Genomic DNA, 19,011 nt, shown 5'->3' on the forward strand with positions numbered 1-19,011 from the left:
TGATCGATTGCGTGACGATGCAGTCGTGCACGGGCACTCAGTGGGACTTCATGGCTCGGTGGCGGCGTACCGCGTCCGCATTGCCGCAACGAGCACTGCAATACGCCCGGCGGCCGTTGCGGCTGGTGTCGACGAACACTCGAACGCATTCCGCGTTCGCGCACGCGCCCAGACGACCCCCCTCGGCCTCGACGGTGAAGATCGCGAGCCCACCCGCGGTGACCGCCATCACACGCCCGACGAGGTCGTTCTCGTCCGGCGTGAAATGCAGATGAGGACGGTGGTTGTCGTGCGTGGTGAGATACACGCTGGCTACCCCGTCGAGCAGGAGGGCGTTGATCGACCGGCAGCGTTGCTCCTCGTCCGGCGCCACGAACACCGCCCGGAGCCGGGTCGTCCACCGACGCAGCGCCGGCACGTCGCTCTTGTCGACATCCGACCACCGGATCACGTGCTCGCGAAACACGGCCTGGACCTCCGGGACGGTCCACACGCTCCTCTCCCCGAGGTTCACGAGGTCCGCGGCCAGCAGCGCACCGGTCATGTTGTCATGGTTGAACTGCACTGACCGATTGCACCACGGTGGTCGCGTGCACCTGGTCACCACCGCCGTTCTCCCCATCGTTCTCATCCTCGCCCTGGGCGCAGTCCTCCGTCGCCGTGTCGTCACCGACGCCGGCTTCTGGCGCGGGATGGAGTGGCTGAGCTACCACGTGTTCACGCCTGCGCTGTTCGTCGAATCGATCGCACGGACCCCGTTGCGGGAGGTATCGCCGGTCCCGTTGCTTCTCAGTTTGTCCATCCCGGTCCTGGCTGTGTCCGTGTTGCTCGTCGCCCTTCGTCGACCACTACGGGCCGAAGGACCGCAGCTCACGTCGCTGGTGCAAGGAAGCATCCGCATCAACACCTACATCGGGCTGGTGTTCGCCTCGGCGCTCGAAGGCACCGGCGGAGTAGCCGCCTTCGCACTCGCGGCATCGGTGATGGTTCCGTTGGTCAACGTCGTGTCGGTCACCGCGCTGTCGTTCTACGGTGCCCGCAATCACGCGGCTGCAATGTCGAGTACGTGGCGCCACCTGGGCACCAATCCCTTGATTCTGGGATGCGTTGCGGGCCTGACGCTGAACCTCACCGGCATCGGATTGCCCCCGGCGATTGCGGTACCGGTGGAGATGTTGGCAGAACCCGCACTTGTCACCGGCACACTCGTGGCAGGGGCGGCGATCACCCTTCGGGTGCGGCTCCGCGACGGCCTCGACATCACCATCGCGTCGACGATCAAACTGGTCGCCCTTCCTCTGTCGGCCGCCGCCCTCGCAAGTGCACTGGGATTGACCGCCGCAGCCCTGACCGCCGTCGTGCTCATCTGCGCCGTCCCCACCGCGCCCTCGGCGTACATTCTCGCCAGACGTATGGGCGGCGACTCGCAACTGATGGCGTCCATCACCGGAGCGCAGACAGTCCTGTCCGTAGTAACTCTGCCCCTGATCCTTCACCTGACCACAGCGACCTGACCCATGACCACAGCGACCTGACCCACGACGACAACGGCGTGATGCACCACCGGGAAGCGACCTCGCCCGCACAGCGACCGCCGACGCCGAGACATCTCGCCGCGCCGCCCCGGCCGACGCATCCATGCAGGCCGAGTAAACAGTCGGTCGGCTCGAAACTCGGACGGTTACGCAGAGAGCTCAGCCCCGACGGCGCCCCCGCCCCGCCTGACAGGCGTTCCTGCCCGCGCGCACAGGAGCAGTCGTATACACCACGTCTCCAGCACCACACATTGCTATCCGACCAGCTCCAGGCGGTGAATGACCCACACTCGAGGACGGCTGGTCCCACGGGCCCCTCGCTCGCAGGTCCCCACGAGGCCGACCTCACCCTCGGCGTGCGTTTGACTTTGTGCGGCGCGTCACATAACTTATCGACTGCTAACCGAACGATCGATTGGCTACACACGTTCGCAGGAAGGGCAGCCATGGCCACCCCCTCGGTTCCACAGGCGCAGGAGACGGCGCCCAGCTCTCCGCCACCCGCCGCCCCGCCGCACTCGCGCCGGGCGGCCCGCAAGGCCGCGTTCGCTGCCGCGGTGTCGACCTCCCTCGAGTGGTACGACTTCTTCATCTATGCCACCGCCGCGGCGCTCGTGTTCAACAAGACGTTCTTCGCCACCGGCAGCGAGGTCGTGGCCCCGCTCAATTCGTTCGCCACCGTCGCGGTCGGCTTCGTCGCCCGCCCCATCGGCGGGATCGTCTCGGGCCACTTCGGCGACAAGTACGGGCGCAAGCCGGTACTCGTGACCGCCATCCTGCTCATGGGTGTCGCGACCACCCTGATCGGCTTCGTGCCGAACACGTCGATCACCTGGCTCGCCCCCGCGATGCTCGTCCTGCTGCGCATCTGCCAGGGACTGGCGGTCGGGGCGCAGTGGGGCGGCGCGGTCCTGCTGGCCACCGAGTACGCCCCGGCCCATCGCCGCGGCTTCTACGGAAGCTTCGCCCAGCTCGGCATCCCGATCGGCGTGGTGATGGGCAACGCGGTCTTCCTGGCGGTGGCGTGGGCGGTCTCGCCCGAGGCGTTCACCTCGTGGGGCTGGCGCGTGCCGTTCTGGATCAGCCTGTTCATGCTGTTCGTCGCCTTCGCCATCCACCGCTATCTCGAGGAGACCCCCGAGTTCCAGCAGGTGGAGGCCAAGCTCGCGGCCGCGCCGGCCCAGCGGCGTTCCCCGGTCCTCGAAGTCCTCCGGCACAACAGCGGCACCGTGCTCATGGCCGGCGGCACCTATCTCGTCGGCATCGTGATGTTCTACATCACCATCACCGGCTCGGTGCAGGTGGCCACGACCAACCTCGGCATCACCCGTTCGGACGTGCTGGCGATCATCCTGATCGCCGCGGGCGTACTCGTGCCGATGGTGCCGCTGACCGCCTACCTGTCGGACCGCTACGGCCGCAAGCTGATCTACGGCATCGGCATCGTCGGCATGGGCCTGTGGGCCGTGCCGATGTGGCTGCTCATCGGGGCGTCCTCGTCGGAGGACATCTGGCCGCTGGCCGTCGCGCTGATCGTCTCCTGCGTGGTGATGTCGTTCCAGACCGGGCCGCAGGCCGCCCTGTTCGCCGAACTCTTCCCCCCGGAGATCCGTTACTCCGGAGCGTCCCTGGGGTACCAGGCGGCAGCGATCCTCGGCGGCATGGCGCCCATGGCAATGGTCGCGCTGATCAACGGGGAGGTCGCCAACCTCTGGCGCGTGGGGCTGCTCATCGCGGCGCTCTCGGTCCTCGCCCTCGCCTGCCTGGTGGCCCTCGCCCGTCGTCGCGCCTGACCTCCCGGCGCCACTGCCCCTTCGGCGCCACTGCCCCTTCGGCGCCACTGCCCCTTCGGCGCCACTGCCCTCCCGGGCGCCACTGACTCTCCGCCCGAACGAACACTGGAGACCCCATGTATCCCGGTGCCTACCTCGACACCACTGCGCACAAGCCGGCCGTGATCATGGCCGACACCGGCCGGACGGTCACCTTCGCCGAGCTCGAAGCCAACTCGATCCGCATCGCCCGCCACCTCCGCACGCTGGGACTGCGCGGCGGAGACCACGTCGCGGTGCTCGCCACCAACACTCCCCGGGTGTTCGACATCTACTGGGCGGCAATGCGGTCGGGCCTCTACGTCACGATGGTGAACTGGCATCTCACTCCCGGCGAGGCCGCCTACATCGTCGACGACTGCGGCGCGAAGGCCGTGCTCGTCGACGCCGCGCTGGAGGAGATCGCCCGGGTGCTTCCCACTCTGCTGCCGAACACCGAACACCGGCTCGCCTTCGGTGGCACGCTCCCCGGATACGCCGACCTGGACGCGGCCGCGGCCGCCGAGTCGGATGCCGCGCCCGCCGATCAGCCCCGGGGGGCGGACATGCTCTACTCGTCCGGCACCACGGGCCGCCCCAAGGGCATCAAGCCCGCGCTGCCCGACCGCCAGGTTCACGAACCCGGTGACACGATGACCGCCATGAACGCCTCGGTGTGGGGCGTAAATCCGGAGACGGTGTACCTGTCCCCCGCACCGCTGTACCACGCGGCACCGTTGCGCACCTGCGCCGCGGTGCAGGCCCTCGGCGGCACGGTCGTCGTGATGGGCCGCTTCGACCCCGAGAAGGCCCTCGAATACATCGAGCGGTACCGGGTCACCTACAGCCAGTGGGTGCCCACCATGTTCGTGCGCATGCTCAAACTGCCGGAGGACGTGCGCTCCCGCTACGACGTGTCCAGCCTGCAGGTCGCCGTGCACGCCGCGGCCCCCTGCCCGGTCGAGGTCAAGCGGCAGATGATCGCGTGGTGGGGCCCGATCCTGTCGGAGTACTACTCCTCCACCGAACTCAACGGCCTCACCCTCGTCGACACGGAGGAATGGCTGCGCAAACCCGGCACGGTGGGCCGGGCCGCGCTCGGCGTCGTCCACATCTGCGGCGAGAACGGCGAAGAACTGCCGGCGGGGCAGATCGGCACGATCTATTTCGAACGCGACCTGCTGCCGTTCGAGTACCACAACGCACCGGAGAAGACCCGCGACGCCCAGCACCCGCACCACCCGGCGTGGACGACGACCGGCGACGTCGGTTACCTGGACGAGGACGGGTATCTGTTCCTCACCGACCGTGATTCGTTCATGATCATCTCCGGCGGAGTCAACATCTACCCGCAGGAGATCGAGAACGCGCTCGTCGAGCATCCCAAGGTCCTCGACGCCGGCGTGATCGGGGTGCCCGATGCCGAGATGGGCGAGATCGTCACCGCGGTGATCCAACCGGCCCCCGGCTTCGACGGCGACGACGCGCTCACCGCCGAACTGGCCGACCACCTCCGCGGTCGCCTCGCCAAGTACAAGCTCCCGCGCCGGATCGTGTTCAGTGACGACATGCCCCGGACACCGACCGGCAAGCTGGTCAAGCGCAAGCTGAAGGAGCGCTTCGTCGACACACCGGTGTGACGCCGGGCCGGGAAACCCGGTCGACGACGAAAACGACTCGGCCTGCCGCTCGTTGCGAACGCGGCAGGCCGAGTCGTCGTCGGTTCGCGGGTGCGTCCTCGTCGGTTCGCGGGTGCGTCCTCGCCGGTTCGGCAGCCCGCAGCCTCCCGGCCGCAGCAGCGGTTCCAGTTCGCTCCACTGCCGCCCGCAGTAGCCGCTACAGCCGATCGTGTCGGCGGCCGCCCACTGCACGGCATCCCGGTGACAGCTCATTTTGATGCGGCCGCGTCGGGGCCGCTGTCCGCGGGCGGGTCACGCCCACATCGAAATCGATGCCGGCGACGCGGTCGCCGGCGGCAGGGTCAGGCTCCGGTGGCGTGCTCACCCAGGATGGTGGTGAGTTCTTCCGCGTACGCGAGCTGCGTGCGCAGACGAGCGCAACTGTCCTCGGCCCGCCGATGGAACTCCGCCAGCACGCCGCGTGCGTCGGCGGCCCCCTGCCCGGAGGTCGCGGCGGCGGCGATCCGATCGAGAGCGGCGAGCAACGCGCGCATCTCGTCGAGGGTGAACCCGAGCGGTTTCATCCGCCGGATCACCAGCAGGCGCTGCACGTCGTCCTCGGTGTAGAGGCGGAACCCGCCGGCGCTGCGGGCGGACGGGGTGACCAGGCCGACCTCGTCGTAGTGACGGATGGTCTTGATCGACAGCTCGGTGCGCGCAGCCACCTGCCCGATCTGCATATGCCCCGAATCGATAGTCACAGCCGCACCCTTTCCTCCCGGTCGCGCCTCCACCGTAGCGAGCGGCCCGACCCTCGATTCGAACTCTACCCTCACCGGAGGGTAGAGTTCTGCGGGTTCCGCGGACGAGACGATGCCGTCCCGCCCGCGCGGGGGCGTCGCCCCCGGCTTCCCATGGAAAGAAGACACGACTGTGACAACTCCTGCCGGGACAACTCCTGCCGGCAACGCGCCGGCCGTCCACGAGGCGGACGACGATCCCGTCCTCTCGGTGCGCGCCGCCCTGCGCTCCCCGAAACGCCTGAAGACCGAGATCCTGGCCGGCCTGGTCGTGGCCCTGGCACTGATCCCGGAGGCGATTTCGTTCTCGATCATCGCCGGCGTCGACCCGCGGGTCGGGCTGTTCGCCTCGTTCACCATGGCCGTGACGATCTCCATCGTCGGTGGCCGGCCGGCGATGATCTCTGCCGCCACCGCCGCGATCGCGTTGGTCGTCGCGCCGGTGGCCCGCGAGCACGGCTTCGACTATCTCGTCGCCACCGTCCTCCTGGGTGGCCTGTTCCAGGTGGTGCTGTCGGTCCTCGGAGTGGCCAAGCTGATGCGGTTCATCCCGCGCAGCGTCATGGTGGGCTTCGTCAACGCCCTGGCCGTCCTGATCTTCACCGCCCAGCTGCCGCACCTGATCGACGTCCCGTGGTTGGTCTACCCGCTGGTCGCCGTCGGACTCGGCGTGATGGTGTTCCTCCCCAAGCTCACTTCCGTGGTCCCGGCGCCGCTGGTGGCGATCGCGGTGCTCACCGCCGCCGTGCTCGCCTTCGGCTGGGACGTGCCGAACGTCGGCGACGAGGGTGCGCTGCCCGAGTCCCTCCCGGCGCTGTTCCTCCCCGACGTGCCGCTGACCACGCAGACCTTCGCGATCATCGCCCCCTACGCGCTCGCGATGGCCCTGGTCGGCCTGCTCGAATCCCTGATGACCGCCAAACTGGTCGACGACATCACCGACACCCACTCGAACAAGACCCGTGAGGGCTGGGGCCAGGGGGTTGCCAACCTGGTCACCGGATTCTTCGGCGGCATGGGCGGCTGCGCGATGATCGGCCAGACCATGATCAACGTCAAGGTCTCCGGGGCCCGCACCCGCATCTCCACCTTCCTGGCCGGGGTGTTCCTCCTGATCCTCGTCGTCGCCCTCGGTGACGTCGTCGCCCTGATCCCCATGGCCGCCCTCGTGGCGGTGATGATCATGGTGTCGGTCGCCACCCTCGACTGGCACAGCATCGCCCCGCGCACCCTGAAGCTGATGCCGCGCAGCGAAACCCTCGTGATGCTGGTGACGGTCGCCGCGACCGTGATCACCCACAACCTCGCGATCGGGGTGATCCTCGGCGTGGTCACCGCGATGGTGCTCTTCGCCCGCCGGGTCGCCCACCTGACCAGCATCGAGAAGGTCTCCGAAGCCGACACCGACCACGACGGCAAGGTCGACACCCGTGTCTACAAGGTGCACGGCGAGCTGTTCTTCGGCTCCTCCAACGACCTGATCTACCAGTTCGACTACGTGGGCGACCCGCGCAACGTCGTCATCGACCTGACCGGCGCCGACATCTGGGACGCCTCCACCGTGGCCACCCTCGACGCGATCCGGCACAAGTACGCCAACAAAGGTAAGAGCGTCGAGATCGTCGGCCTCGACGGCGCCGGCCTCGAACGCCTCGACCGGCTCTCCGGGCGACTCGGCGAAGGTCACTAGCTGCCGGTGTGCTCGCCTCGTCCATGCGGGCGCGTGCTCGACGAGCTGCGCACCGCCCGGCCGGTGCGAGTGGTGGATCTACCGGTTCCGAAGTCGCGCGGATCGACGCCGGAGTGTGGCCGACCGAGTGCGATCCCTCGGGGCACCTGCACACCCGGTGTTGGGCGGCCGTCGTTCTCGTCGCGAATCCGGATGTCGACGGCGTGCAGGAGCGGCTCCGCCACGACGAGAACACTCCGGCGTGGATGCTCGCCGTCTCCCCTGCCGCCCGCACTCACCCTGCCGTCGTCGTCGCGGTGGGGTGTGGTCCTATCCGCGGACCTCGCGCAGCACCGGAGTCGCGGCGAACTCGGCGCGAGCGAGGGACCGGCGGTGCACCTGATCGGGGCCGTCGGCGATCTGCAGGAACCGCGCCTGCGAGTACAGCATTGCGAGCGGTGTGTCCTGGGACAGTCCCGCACCGCCGAAGATCTGGATGGCGTCGTCGACGATCTTCTTCACCGTCAGCGGCACCATGACCTTGGCGGCGGCGATGTCGTGCCGGGCGGCCTTGGCGCCCTCGACATCCATCCGCCACGCGGCGCGCAGCACCATCAGGCGGGCCGCATCCACCTGGATGCGTGCGTCGGCGACAGTGGCCTGCACGACCCCTTCGTCGGCCAGCGGCCTGCCGAATGCGACGCGGGTGCGCGCCCGCTCCGTCATCAGCGCGACGGCGCGTTCGGCCATGCCGATCAGGCGCATGCAGTGGTGGATCCGGCCCGGGCCCAGGCGGGCCTGCGCGACGGCGAAACCCTTGCCGCGCGGGCCGAGCAGGTTCGCCTTGGGCACCCGCACCCGGTCGAAGACGATCTCGCCGTGCCCGCCCTCGTGCCGGTCGTCGAACCCGAGCACGGACGTGGAGCGGACGATGTCCAGGCCCGGCGTCTCCATCGGGACCAGCACGATGGAGTGCCGGGATCCGGCCGGAGCGCCGGGATCGGTGACCCCCATGACCATCGCGACGCGGCAGTCCTCCCGCAGTGCGGCGGTGGACCACCATTTGCGTCCGGTGAGCACCCACTCGTCGCCGTCGTCGGCGATCTCGAGGCGGACGTTGCTCGCGTCCGAGCTGGCGACGTCGGGTTCGGTCATCGAGAAGCAGGACCGGATCTCACCTTCCAGCAGGGGGCCGAGCCACTGCTGCTTCTGGGCGTCGGTGCCGTAGCGGGCGAGCAGCTCCATGTTCCCGGTGTCCGGCGCGGCGCAGTTGAGCGCCTCCGGGGCGAGATGCGGGCTCCATCCGGTCAATTCGGCCAGCGGGGCGTATTCGAGATTGGTCAGGCCGGCCCCGCCCGCCTCGGGGAGGAAGAGGTTCCACAGCCCCTGCCGCTTGGCGGAAGCCTTGAGGTCGGCCATGATCGGCGGGGCACCCCAGTAGTCGGGCTTGCTCGCGAGCTGCTGCGCGGCGATCGGCTCGGCCGGCAGGATGCGTTCCTGCAGGAAGCCGGTGAGCCGGTCCTGCAGTTCGCGGACCTTGGGGCTGTACTCGAAATCCATTGTTGCTCCGATTCTGAGGGAGTGATCGCCTAGCGGCGCAGTTCGGGAAGGGCCGAGGTGGCAGCGAGATCGAGGGCGCGCCGGAGCAACGGCCCGACCATGTCGGCGATGCCGTCGAACCCCTCCCCCACCGTCTCGCCCCGGTCGTGGCGGGCACCGATGCCCTCGAGGATGACGGCGATCTTGAAGTCGGCGAAGACGGTGTACCAGTCGATGTCGGCGAGATCGATTCCGCGCGCGGCGGCGTAGCGCTCGAGCAGCTCCGTGCGGGTGGGGAATCCGTCGAGGGTGGCGAGGCCGCGGGTGATGGGGTTGTATGCCGCACCGGGAACATCCCAGAAGCTCAGCATGATTCCCACGTCGGCGAGGGTGTCGCCGAGGGTGGCCATCTCCCAGTCGAGCACGGCGGCGATGCGTCCGCGATCCTGCGGCGCGGCGAGGACGTTGTCGAGCTTGACGTCGCCGTGGACGATCCCGGGGTGGCGGGTCTGCGGCAGCGCGCGACGGAGCTTGTCGAGCAGCACCGCCACCTCGGGCCGGTCGACGCGGCGAGAGGCCTCCCACTGCTTCGCCCACCGGCCGAGCTGGCGCTCGAGGTAGCCGTCCGGACGGCCGAAGCTGCCGAGCCCGACGGCGTCGGGGTCGATGTCGTGCAGCGCGGCCAGGGTGTCGGCGAGCGAGAACCCGAGGCGGCGACGCTCGTCGGCGGTGAGGGCCGAGGCCTGTTCGACGGTGCCGACGGCCACGCCGTCGACGAGTTCCATCAGATAGAACTTCGCGCCGAGGATGCTCTCGTCCTCGCACAGGTGCACCGCGCGGGGCACGGGGACGGACGTGCCACCGAGGGCGTTGATGACGGTGAACTCGCGCCGCATGTCGTGCGCGCTGGGCAGCACGTGCCCGTACGGCGGTCGGCGCAGCACCCATGCGTGCTCGTCGTCGGCGAGCCGGTAGGTGGGGTTGGAGCGGCCACCGCCGATGAGGGAGGCGGTGAGCGCGCCGGTGACCTCACCGCCGAGTACGCGCTGCAGGTGGGCGGTCAGCGCGTCGAGATCGAGGTCGGCGACGGCGCCCGCAGGCGATGCAGTCATCGCGGATTCCTTCCTGCGTCGGCCTGTCGGCCAAACGATCGTTCGGATGACCTACAGAGTCGCCGAACGAGCGTTCGGTGTCAACACGGCTACCGACGGACGGGATCCCATCTGCGATAATGCCGATGCGGAAGGAAGATGCTGCAGCACCGAAGAGGCGGCAGCCGATCAATCGTTAGGAAACCGAGAGGCCGCCGTGACGGGGACGGTGCTGCACCATCGCCAGGGCCAGATCCGCGTAGCGGTCCGCGAGCTCCTCCGGCCGCAGCGGCCCGTCGGACCGCCACCAGGCGCACACCGACTGGCCCATGTTGATGATTCCGCGCACCGCATCGCGCGGGAACTCCACCTCGAAGGCCCCCTCCTCGACGCCCCGCTCGACGACGTCGCGGAACAGACCCTCCTGTTCGTCACGCAGCGCGACGACGAGCCGGCGGCCGGCCTCGTTCAGGCTGCGCAGCTCCGTCGCACCGACCAGCGCATCGAGCTGCCGGGTGGTGTGGAACATGACCCACGCGCGCACCAGCGCCTGCAGCTGCGCGTCCGGCGAACCCCCCGCCCGCAGCAACGCCCCGCGGGTCATGGCGATCGCATCGTGCAGCGCCCGGGTCATGATGTCCTGCAGGATCTCCTGCTTGGACTTGAAGTGGTGGTAGATCGAGGCGACGGTGATGTCGGCGTCCCGGGCGATGTCGCGCATCGAGGTGCCGTGGTACCCGCGCTCGTTCATGTTCCGCATCGCCGAGTCGAGGATCGCCTGCCGGCCGTTGCCGGTCCCGACCGTAGCCGCCTTCGCCGCGCACATCGTCAACTCCGTCCCGCCGGTCGTGAACCGGTGACAGCGTAGTCGCAGGGCACGGGCCGGGATCGGCCGGATCCGCACCGCGAACCCCGCGGATCTGCCGTCCCCGCGTGCCGGAACGACGAATTGTCGGTCCGACCTGGCAGCATCAGCCGCGGCAGCCTCGCCCGGGGCCGCTCACCATCGGACAACACAGGGGGCCGTCATGCCAGCACCCGTTCTCACCGACGAACAGCGCACCGCCGCACTCGCCAAGGCCGCCGAAGTGCGCAAGGCCCGCAGCGAGCTGCTCGCCGCCGTCAAGGCCGGAGAGCTCGACGTCTCGGCCGTGCTCGACAAGGCGGAGACCGACGAGGTCGTGAAGAAGACGAAGGTCTCGGCCCTGATCAAGGCGCTGCCCGGCGTCGGCGCGGTCAAGGCCGCCAAGCTCCTCGAGCAGCTGTCGATCCCGGACACCCGCCGCATCGGAGGCCTCGGCGCCAACCAGCGTCAGGCGCTGCTCGACGCCACGACGGCCGCCTGACCCGTCGTTCGACCCGGCGCAGGTGTTCCCACGCCCCGAAGGGGAACACCTGCGCGGGCGCGCCGTTTACGCGCTCCGCGACCACGGAGCCCGAGCTGGAGGAGTCGGATGACGACGTCGGTGCCCGAATCGCGGCAGCGGCAGGATCGGCTGCTGTTCCGCTTCATGCTGCTCTCGCTGGCCGCCGCCGTGGTCACCATCGTCCTCAAGGCGAGCGCCGCATGGGCAACCGGCTCGGTCGGGTTCCTCTCCGACGCCCTCGAATCCGGGGTCAACCTCGTCGCCGCAGTGGTGGCGCTGATCGCACTGCGGGTGGCGGCCCGGCCCCCGGACGCCAGCCACCACTTCGGTCACGGCAAGGCCGAGTACGTCTCCGCCCTGGTCGAGGGTGCGATGATCTTCGTCGCGGCCACCGCGATCGTCTGGACCGCGATCGAACGCCTGATCAGTCCGATTCCGCTCGTCCAGCCCGGGCTCGGGCTGGCCCTGACGACCGTCGCCTCCCTGATCAACCTCGCCGTCGGGATCACCCTGCAGCGCGTGGGTCGCACGCACCGCTCGATCACGCTCGTCGCGGACGGCAAGCACCTGTTGACCGACGTGTGGACCTCCGCCGGAGTGATCGTCGGCATCGTGCTGGTCACCGTCACCGGCTGGGAACCCCTGGATCCGATCGTGGCCCTCGTCGTGGGTGTCAACATCCTGTGGACCGGATACCGGCTGCTTCGCGGCTCGGTCAGCGGCCTGCTCAGCGCCGCCCTCCCCCAGCACGAACAGGACCAGGTCAACGCCGTGCTGGACCGGTTCCGCGCCGAGTGCCCGGTCGAGTTCGCGCCGCTGCGCACCGTCGAATCGGGCCGGCAACGCCAGGTGTTCGTCGTCGTGACCGTTCCGGGCGACTGGACCGTGCGGACCGCCCACGACATGGCCGACCGCATCGAGGCGGCCATCGACGCGGTGCTGCCGCACACCGAGACCTTCATCCACGTGGAACCGGCCACCACCGGGCCCGGCAACGCCTGACCTCGGTCCGCCTCGTCACGGTCGTCGGCTCGGCTCGATCGGGTTCAAGGCAACGCCGGCACCGACGGCCTCAGCCCACGGCCTTCCTCACGAGCGCGCTGATGCGCTGTTCTTGGGCTGCGGTCAGCTCCTTCAGGGCGTAGGCGATCGGCCACATGGCGCCGTCGTCGAGCGCCGCCTCGTCGCTGAAGCCGAGCGTGGCATACCTCGACCCGAACTTCTGCGCGCTCTGGAAGTGGCAGAGGACCTTGCCGTTTCTGGCGTACGCGGGCATCCCGTACCAGAGCTTCGGCGCGAGGTCCGGAGCGGCGGTCTTGATGATGTCGTGGATCCGCTCGGCGAGGACCCGGTCCGCTTCCGGCATCTCGGCGATCTTCGCGAGCACGTCCCGCTCCGCTGCCGCCTCCTTCTCCGCCCGCGAACCGCGCCGCGCCGCCGCCTTCTTCTGCTCCTGCGCGTGCTCCTTCATCGCGGCCCGCTCCTCGGCGGTGAATCCGTGGTACTGCTCGGCGCTCGCGCCGGAGTTCTCGGTGGACGACTTCGGTTGCTGCATGGCAGGTTTCCTCTCACAACAGGGATGAGGCAGGTCAGGACTGTGCAGGCACCGCGGGCGGCGCGGGGGTGAGCGATGTGGCAGCCTCCCAGGCGAATCCGTCCGGGTCGATGAAGGGGCCGGCCGTGCTGCCGAGGACGATGCGGTGCGAGCCGGTGCCGTCGGCGGGGACGCCGAGGTCCTTGGCCAGGCCGCGACGCTTGTACAGCGCCAGCTTGACGGGGCTGGACTCGCCGGCAGTGAACTGGGCATACTTGCCGCCGAAGCTCTTGGCCACGGTCAGGCCCCGGCCGACGTAGAACTGCTTGCTGGCCTTCACGTCCTCCACACCGAGCAGCAGGACGATCTCGTCGATCTCACAGGTGGCCGGGCCGGTGTCCTTCTTCGCCGAGGTCGCGACCTTCCAGATCGTCCCGTCCGGGGCCTGGACGACTCCGCCGTAGCCCCAAAGCGACTTCGCGGCGGGCCTGAGCACCGTGGCGCCGGCGTCCACGGCGGCGCCGAGGAAGCTGTCGACGGTGGCCGGCCGGGACACCGTGAGCGCCAGGGTGAAGCCACGGAATCCGGTGGAGTGCGACTCGGATGCCCGCAGGCGTAGGTACGTGTCCACGCCGAAGGCGGTGTAGAAGCGGTGGGCGGTCTCGGGGTCGGCCACCTCGAGGGTGACAGATGCGATGGACGTGTCGGATGCGGTGGTTGTCATGACCATCACGCTAGGGACTGCTTGCAGGCCGGGGCTTCTCGATTCCTGACCGGTCGTGCCACCTGCTTCGCCACACACGCCGGCATCCCGCCCGTCATGACCGCAGAGCCCGCATCGCGGGCCTTACCCGCAGCATCGTCATGGCCGGACGCAACATCCGCCGCCAGGCGCCGGAAGACGCCGGGCGGCATGCCGACCAGCTCGGTGAAGCGGGTGGTGAACGTGCCCAGCGACGCGCAGCCGACCGCGAAACACACCTCGGTGACGCTGAGATCGCCGCGACGCAACAGCGCCATCGCGCGTTCGATGCGCCGCGTCATCAGGTACGCGTACGGCGACTCGCCGTACGCGGCCCGGAACTGGCGGCTGAGGTGCCCGGCCGACATGTGCACGCCACGGGCGAGCGCCTCGACGTCCAGCGGCTGCGCGTACTCCCGGTCGATCCGGTCGCGAACGCGGCGCAGCCGCGCGAGATCGGTCCGGCGCTGCGCGTCGGCGCGTGCACGCCGCCATTCGGGCCGACACATGAGAGCACTCCCTCTCCGTCTTCCGCGCGGCCCTGGTGGGCCGTCGGCAGGGCGGGCACCTCTGCGACGGTGCGCTGCCGCCCTTGTTGCCGGTGGTCGCCGTGCCGGCCGGCACGGCCGCATCGACGCCCGTACGTCTCAGCGAAGTTCCTGGATGCGGACCATGTTGCCCGCGGGGTCGCGGAAGGCGCAGTCGCGGATGCCGTACGGCTGTTCGGTCGGCTCCTGGACTACCTCGGTGTCGCCGGCCTGCACCTTTTCGAACGTGGCGTCGAGATCCCGGGTGGCCAGCAGGATCCAGCCATAGGTGCCCTTCGCCATCATCTCGGCGATGGTGCGGCGCTCGTCGTCGGTGATGCCCGGGTCGGCGGCCGGCGGCGCCAGGAGGAGGGACGTGTCGGGCTGACCGGCCGGGCCGACCGTGATCCAGCGCATCCTGCCCTGCCCCACGTCGCTGCGGACCTCGAAGCCGAGGACGTCGCGGTAGAAGGCGAGCGACGCGTCCGGGTCGTCGTGCGGCAGGAAGCTCGTGTGAATGGTGATATCCATGACGAGCAGGTTAGGAGCGGCTCCGTGTCCCGCGCTTCTCGATTCCTGATCGATCCGGCCTCGTGGGGTGGGGCGGCCGGCAGCGCTGGGCAACTCCGCTGCGACGTGGCACGATCGCGTGGGTGACCAGCAGACCCGCTGACGCGCAGCACCTGCGTGACCTCGCGCGGCTGCGCCGCGTCCGTGACCGGATCGATCGGGAGTACGCGCAGCCGCTGGACGTCGAGGCGCTCGCCCGTGGCGTGCACATGTCGGCCGGGCACCTCAGCCGCCAGTTCCGGGCCGCGTACGGGGAGTCGCCGTACGCGTACCTGATGACGCGGCGCATCGAACGCGCGATGGCGCTGTTGCGTCGCGGCGATCTCAGCGTCACCGAGGTGTGTTTCGCGGTCGGCTGCGCGTCGCTGGGCACCTTCAGCACTCGCTTCACCGAATTGGTCGGTGTGCCCCCCAGCGTCTATCGGCGTCAGGCCGCGCGCACGGCGGCGGGGATGCCGTCGTGCGTCGCGAAGACGGTGACCAGACCGATCAGGAATCGAGAAGCGGGAGTCACCGAGCCGCACCTAGCCTGACCGCCATGGACGTCACCATTGACTCGAGCTTTCCCTTCCCGGCAGATGGAGACACCATGAGCATGGCCACGAGGACGGACACGCGGTCGTCTGCGCCGCACGTTGCGGACAGTCACGATCTGATCCGCGTGCACGGTGCGCGCGTGAACAACCTCAAGGACATCAGCGTCGAGATCCCGAAGCGCCGGCTGACGGTGTTCACCGGCGTCTCCGGTTCGGGCAAGAGCTCTCTGGTGTTCGGCACGATCGCCGCGGAGTCGCAGCGGATGATCAACGAGACCTACAGCGCCTTCGTGCAGGGTTTCATGCCGACGCTGGCGCGGCCCGAGGTCGACGTCCTCGAAGGATTGACGACCGCGATCATCGTCGACCAGGAGCGGATGGGCTCGAACCCCCGCTCCACCGTCGGCACCGCCACCGACGCAAACGCGATGCTGCGCATCCTCTTCAGCCGGCTGGGGCAGCCGCACATCGGCTCGCCCAACGCGTACTCGTTCAACGTCCCCTCGGTGAAGGCCAGCGGTGCGATCACGGTCGAACGCGGCGCCGGCAAGACGAAGACCGAGAGGGCGACCTTCACCCGGCTCGGCGGCATGTGCCCGCGCTGTGAGGGGATGGGCGCGGTCACCGACTTCGACCTGTCCGCGTTGTACGACGACGGTCTGTCGCTCAACGAGGGTGCGCTCACGATCCCCGGTTACAGCATGGACGGCTGGTACGGCCGGATCTACCGGGGCTGCGGCTTCTTCGACCCGGACAAACCGATCCGCAAGTACACCAAGAAGGAACTGCACGACCTGCTGTACAAGGAGCCGACCAAGATCAAGGTCGAAGGGATCAACCTGACGTACGAGGGGCTGATCCCGAAGATCCAGAAGTCGATGCTGTCCAAGGACGTCGACGCACTGCAGCCGCATATCCGGGCGTTCGTGGAACGGGCCGTGACCTTCTCCACCTGCCCCGAGTGCGACGGCACCCGGCTCGGCAAGGAGGCCCGGTCGTCGAAGATCAAGGGAAAGAACATCGCCGACGTCTGCTCGATGCAGATCAGCGACCTGGCCGTCTGGGTCCGGAGCCTCGACGAACCGTCGGTGGCCCCGCTGCTCACCGGGCTGCAACACCTTCTCGACTCGTTCGCCGAGATCGGGTTGGGGTACCTCTCACTCGACCGGCCGGCGGGCACCCTCTCCGGGGGAGAGGCACAGCGCACCAAGATGATCCGCCACCTCGGTTCCTCGCTCACCGACGTCACGTACGTGTTCGACGAACCCACCATCGGCCTGCACCCGCACGACATCGCGCGTATGAACGACCTGCTGCTGCAGCTGCGCGACAAGGGCAACACGGTGCTCGTCGTCGAGCACAAGCCGGAGGCGATCGCGATCGCCGACCACGTCGTCGACCTCGGACCGCGCGCCGGCACCGAGGGCGGCGAGGTGGTGTTCGAGGGCACCGTCGAGGGGCTGCGTGCCAGTGGCACGCTCACCGGGCGGCACCTGGACGACCGCGCGTCGGTGAAGCCCTCGGTGCGGACACCGTCGGGTGTGCTGGAAGTGCGCGGTGCCGGCACCCACAACCTGCAGGACGTCGACGTGGACATTCCGCTCGGCGTGCTGGTCGTCCTCACCGGGGTGGCGGGCTCGGGCAAGAGCTCGCTGATCGACGGTTCGGTGTCCGGGCGCGACGGAGTGGTGTCGGTCGACCAGGGGGCGATCAAGGGCTCGCGGCGGAGCAACCCGGCGACGTACACCGGGCTGCTCGACCCGATCCGGAAGGCGTTCGCGAAGACCAACGGCGTGAAGCCGGCGTTGTTCAGCGCCAACTCCGAGGGCGCGTGCCCCGCCTGCAACGGCGCCGGAGTCATCTACACCGACCTGGGCGTCATGGCCACCGTCGAATCCACCTGCGAGGACTGCGAGGGGAGGCGGTTCCAGGCCGAGGTGCTGGAGTACACGTTCGGCGGCCGGAGCATCGCCGACGTGCTCGCGATGCCGGTGGCCGAGGCCGAGGAGTTCTTCGGCGCCGGCGAGGCGCGGATCCCGGCGGCCCACAAGATTCTGCAGCGGCTCGCCGACGTCGGGCTCGGCTACGTCACCCTCGGCCAGCCGCTCACCACGTTGTCCGGCGGTGAGCGGCAGCGACTCAAGCTGGCCACCCGGATGGCCGAGAAGGGCGGCGTCTACGTCCTCGACGAACCGACAACCGGCCTCCACCTCGCCGACGTCGAGCAACTGCTCGGCCTGCTCGACAGGCTCGTCGACTCCGGCAAGTCCGTCATCGTCATCGAGCACCACCAGGCGGTCATGGCGCACGCCGACTGGATCATCGACCTCGGCCCCGGCGCCGGCCACGACGGTGGCCGGATCGTCTTCGAGGGCACACCCGCCGACCTCGTCACCACCCGCTCCACCCTCACCGGCGAGCACCTCGCGGCCTATGTCGGCGCCCGGCCGGGCCCGTCGCGGACACCGTGAGGCGAGTTCGCCCCACGGGTGCGACAGCCCTCGCCGTCAGTTGGGGCGGACGGTGAGGATCTGGGACACGGTGCCGACGGGGCCGTGCGTGTCGTGGAGGACGCTGCTGGTCAGCCCCAGGCCGTCGGGACCGAACGAGACGGTGGTGTCGAAGCCGAGCCAGTCGCCCCGGGGTTCGGTGAACAGGTGGGCGGTGAGGTCGACGTTGGGGAAGGCGACGTCTTTCGGGGACACGCGCACGGTCATGCCGTTGGCGATGTCGAACAGTCCCGCGGCACCGGCCAGCGCGCTGACCTTCTCGTCGAGCACGAGGGGCAGCGGCGTGCGCACCCAGTACGCCGCCCGGCCGGGCTCGAGCTGGATGCGGCGGATCTCGGTGGAGGCGATGAACCCGCCCGGCCACACCGTCGAGGCGTCCCAGGGAGCCATGGCGTCGGGCGGGTCGATCCGCGGCAGCGACGTCGCCTCCAGCGCGGGGGTGGGGCGGGATCGCATGAGCCAGGCCCGCAGCCGTACGACGGCGCGACCGTCGTGAGCGAGGACGGCCTCGACGAGCTCGATGGTGCGCCCGGGACGCAGGACGGTGACGGTGGTCTCGACCGTGTCGACCGGGACGGTGCCGAGGATGTCGTAGGATAGGCGGCCGACGACCAGTCCGTCGTCGCGGCGTGCGTCACGGTCGCATTCCACGGCGTGGACCAGCAGACCCAGTGCGGGCGCGATGTGCTGCTCCTGCGGGTTCCAGGCACCGCTGACGTGGTGGGTCGGCCGGAACGCGGCCGGACCGATCCGTTCGAAGTAGGTCATCTGCTGCTCCTTGCGCGGGGTCGGTGACTCATCCGGGCATGATCCCAGTCGATCACAACCCTCTTCGGACCGGACGGGTGCGGCGCAGAGCGACGGCAGCCCGCCCCCTGGTCGGCCAGGGGGCGGGCTGCCGCGTATTTCGGACGGTGCGGGATCAGGCGGGGACGTGGGCCTCGGCCCAGGCGTTGTAACCGCCGAGCAGGTCCGAGACGTTGTCGAAGCCCTGCGCCCGCAGCAGCGACGCGGCCACACTCGAACGCCACCCACCGGCGCAGTGCACCACGATCGGCTTGCCGGTCGGCACCTGCCCGAGCCGGGTCCGCAGCTGCGCCAACGGGATCGGCACCGCCCCCGGAATCACCCCGAACTCCCGTTCACCGGGATTACGGATGT

At 69.4% G+C, this 19,011-nt stretch carries 19 protein-coding genes; 8 read left to right on the forward strand and 11 right to left on the reverse strand.

Translation table 11 applies throughout. The features are described 5' to 3' along the window. Positions 1-37: 37 nt before the first annotated feature. On the reverse strand, positions 38-565 hold the full coding sequence (locus G6039_RS12620) for a CGNR zinc finger domain-containing protein (RefSeq protein ID WP_043798773.1): 528 nt from the start codon (positions 563-565) through the stop codon (positions 38-40). A 25-nt stretch (positions 566-590) separates the two neighbouring features. Here G6039_RS12620 and G6039_RS12625 point away from each other — a divergent pair, with 25 nt between their 5' ends. From G6039_RS12625 to G6039_RS12635, 3 genes are all read left to right on the forward strand, one after another. Continuing rightward, the gene (locus tag G6039_RS12625) at positions 591-1,514 is read left to right on the forward strand and encodes an AEC family transporter (protein ID WP_006944550.1); all 924 of its coding nucleotides are present in this window, start codon (positions 591-593) and stop codon (positions 1,512-1,514) included. Positions 1,515-1,981: 467 nt separating this feature from the next. Continuing rightward, the gene (locus G6039_RS12630) at positions 1,982-3,328 is read left to right on the forward strand and encodes an MFS transporter (RefSeq protein ID WP_043798774.1); all 1,347 of its coding nucleotides are present in this window, start codon (positions 1,982-1,984) and stop codon (positions 3,326-3,328) included. A gap of 116 nt (positions 3,329-3,444) precedes the next feature. Further along, positions 3,445-4,986, forward strand: a complete 1,542-nt coding sequence (locus tag G6039_RS12635) for an acyl-CoA synthetase (RefSeq protein ID WP_043798776.1) — start codon at positions 3,445-3,447, stop codon at positions 4,984-4,986. Positions 4,987-5,327: 341 nt separating this feature from the next. Here the strand turns inward: G6039_RS12635 and G6039_RS12640 are convergent, their stop codons facing one another. Further along, positions 5,328-5,705, reverse strand: a complete 378-nt coding sequence (locus tag G6039_RS12640; protein WP_006944555.1) for a MerR family transcriptional regulator — start codon at positions 5,703-5,705, stop codon at positions 5,328-5,330. A 133-nt stretch (positions 5,706-5,838) separates the two neighbouring features. On the opposite strand from G6039_RS12640, the gene G6039_RS12645 reads away from it, so the two are divergent. After that, a complete protein-coding gene (locus G6039_RS12645; protein ID WP_206530991.1) occupies positions 5,839-7,455 on the forward strand; it encodes a SulP family inorganic anion transporter in 1,617 nt (538 codons plus the stop codon). Between the two features lie 309 nt (positions 7,456-7,764). Here G6039_RS12645 and G6039_RS12650 read toward each other — a convergent pair whose 3' ends face one another. From G6039_RS12650 to G6039_RS12660, 3 genes are all read right to left on the reverse strand, one after another. Then, entirely contained in the window at positions 7,765-8,994 is a 1,230-nt protein-coding gene (locus G6039_RS12650; RefSeq protein ID WP_006944558.1) for an acyl-CoA dehydrogenase family protein, read from the reverse strand. A gap of 29 nt (positions 8,995-9,023) precedes the next feature. Next, the gene (locus tag G6039_RS12655) at positions 9,024-10,085 is read right to left on the reverse strand and encodes a phosphotransferase family protein (protein ID WP_043798781.1); all 1,062 of its coding nucleotides are present in this window, start codon (positions 10,083-10,085) and stop codon (positions 9,024-9,026) included. A 175-nt stretch (positions 10,086-10,260) separates the two neighbouring features. Next, positions 10,261-10,890 (reverse strand): TetR/AcrR family transcriptional regulator, encoded by a 630-nt coding sequence (locus G6039_RS12660; RefSeq protein WP_029546979.1) that lies wholly within the window; start codon positions 10,888-10,890, stop codon positions 10,261-10,263. Positions 10,891-11,092: 202 nt separating this feature from the next. Between G6039_RS12660 and mihF the strand changes: the two genes are divergently transcribed. After that, the gene (mihF, locus tag G6039_RS12665; RefSeq protein WP_006944561.1) at positions 11,093-11,410 is read left to right on the forward strand and encodes an integration host factor, actinobacterial type; all 318 of its coding nucleotides are present in this window, start codon (positions 11,093-11,095) and stop codon (positions 11,408-11,410) included. A gap of 108 nt (positions 11,411-11,518) precedes the next feature. Beyond that, positions 11,519-12,433, forward strand: a complete 915-nt coding sequence (locus G6039_RS12670) for a cation diffusion facilitator family transporter (RefSeq protein ID WP_043798783.1) — start codon at positions 11,519-11,521, stop codon at positions 12,431-12,433. A gap of 70 nt (positions 12,434-12,503) precedes the next feature. Here the strand turns inward: G6039_RS12670 and G6039_RS12675 are convergent, their stop codons facing one another. From G6039_RS12675 to G6039_RS12690, 4 genes are all read right to left on the reverse strand, one after another. Continuing rightward, positions 12,504-12,986 carry an iron chaperone gene (locus G6039_RS12675; protein WP_043798784.1) on the reverse strand — a complete coding sequence of 161 codons (483 nt, stop codon included), beginning with the start codon at positions 12,984-12,986 and terminating at the stop codon, positions 12,504-12,506. A gap of 34 nt (positions 12,987-13,020) precedes the next feature. Then, positions 13,021-13,689 carry a VOC family protein gene (locus tag G6039_RS12680; protein WP_029546976.1) on the reverse strand — a complete coding sequence of 223 codons (669 nt, stop codon included), beginning with the start codon at positions 13,687-13,689 and terminating at the stop codon, positions 13,021-13,023. A 5-nt stretch (positions 13,690-13,694) separates the two neighbouring features. Continuing rightward, positions 13,695-14,216 carry a helix-turn-helix transcriptional regulator gene (locus G6039_RS12685; protein ID WP_043798786.1) on the reverse strand — a complete coding sequence of 174 codons (522 nt, stop codon included), beginning with the start codon at positions 14,214-14,216 and terminating at the stop codon, positions 13,695-13,697. Positions 14,217-14,354: 138 nt separating this feature from the next. After that, on the reverse strand, positions 14,355-14,765 hold the full coding sequence (locus G6039_RS12690; RefSeq protein WP_029546974.1) for a VOC family protein: 411 nt from the start codon (positions 14,763-14,765) through the stop codon (positions 14,355-14,357). A 122-nt stretch (positions 14,766-14,887) separates the two neighbouring features. On the opposite strand from G6039_RS12690, the gene G6039_RS12695 reads away from it, so the two are divergent. Together G6039_RS12695 and G6039_RS12700 are read left to right on the forward strand one after the other, a co-directional pair. Beyond that, entirely contained in the window at positions 14,888-15,337 is a 450-nt protein-coding gene (locus tag G6039_RS12695; RefSeq protein ID WP_029546973.1) for a helix-turn-helix transcriptional regulator, read from the forward strand. Positions 15,338-15,393: 56 nt separating this feature from the next. Then, positions 15,394-17,811 carry an ATP-binding cassette domain-containing protein gene (locus tag G6039_RS12700; protein WP_043798788.1) on the forward strand — a complete coding sequence of 806 codons (2,418 nt, stop codon included), beginning with the start codon at positions 15,394-15,396 and terminating at the stop codon, positions 17,809-17,811. Between the two features lie 36 nt (positions 17,812-17,847). Here G6039_RS12700 and G6039_RS12705 read toward each other — a convergent pair whose 3' ends face one another. After that, positions 17,848-18,618 carry a thioesterase family protein gene (locus G6039_RS12705; protein ID WP_043798790.1) on the reverse strand — a complete coding sequence of 257 codons (771 nt, stop codon included), beginning with the start codon at positions 18,616-18,618 and terminating at the stop codon, positions 17,848-17,850. 154 nt (positions 18,619-18,772) lie between these two features. Continuing rightward, a partial coding sequence (locus tag G6039_RS12710) for a rhodanese-like domain-containing protein (protein WP_164528080.1) occupies positions 18,773-19,011 on the reverse strand: 239 nt, incomplete at its 5' end.

The organism is Rhodococcus aetherivorans (genome assembly GCF_011058165.1).
GTDB classification, from domain to species: domain Bacteria; phylum Actinomycetota; class Actinomycetes; order Mycobacteriales; family Mycobacteriaceae; genus Rhodococcus; species Rhodococcus aetherivorans.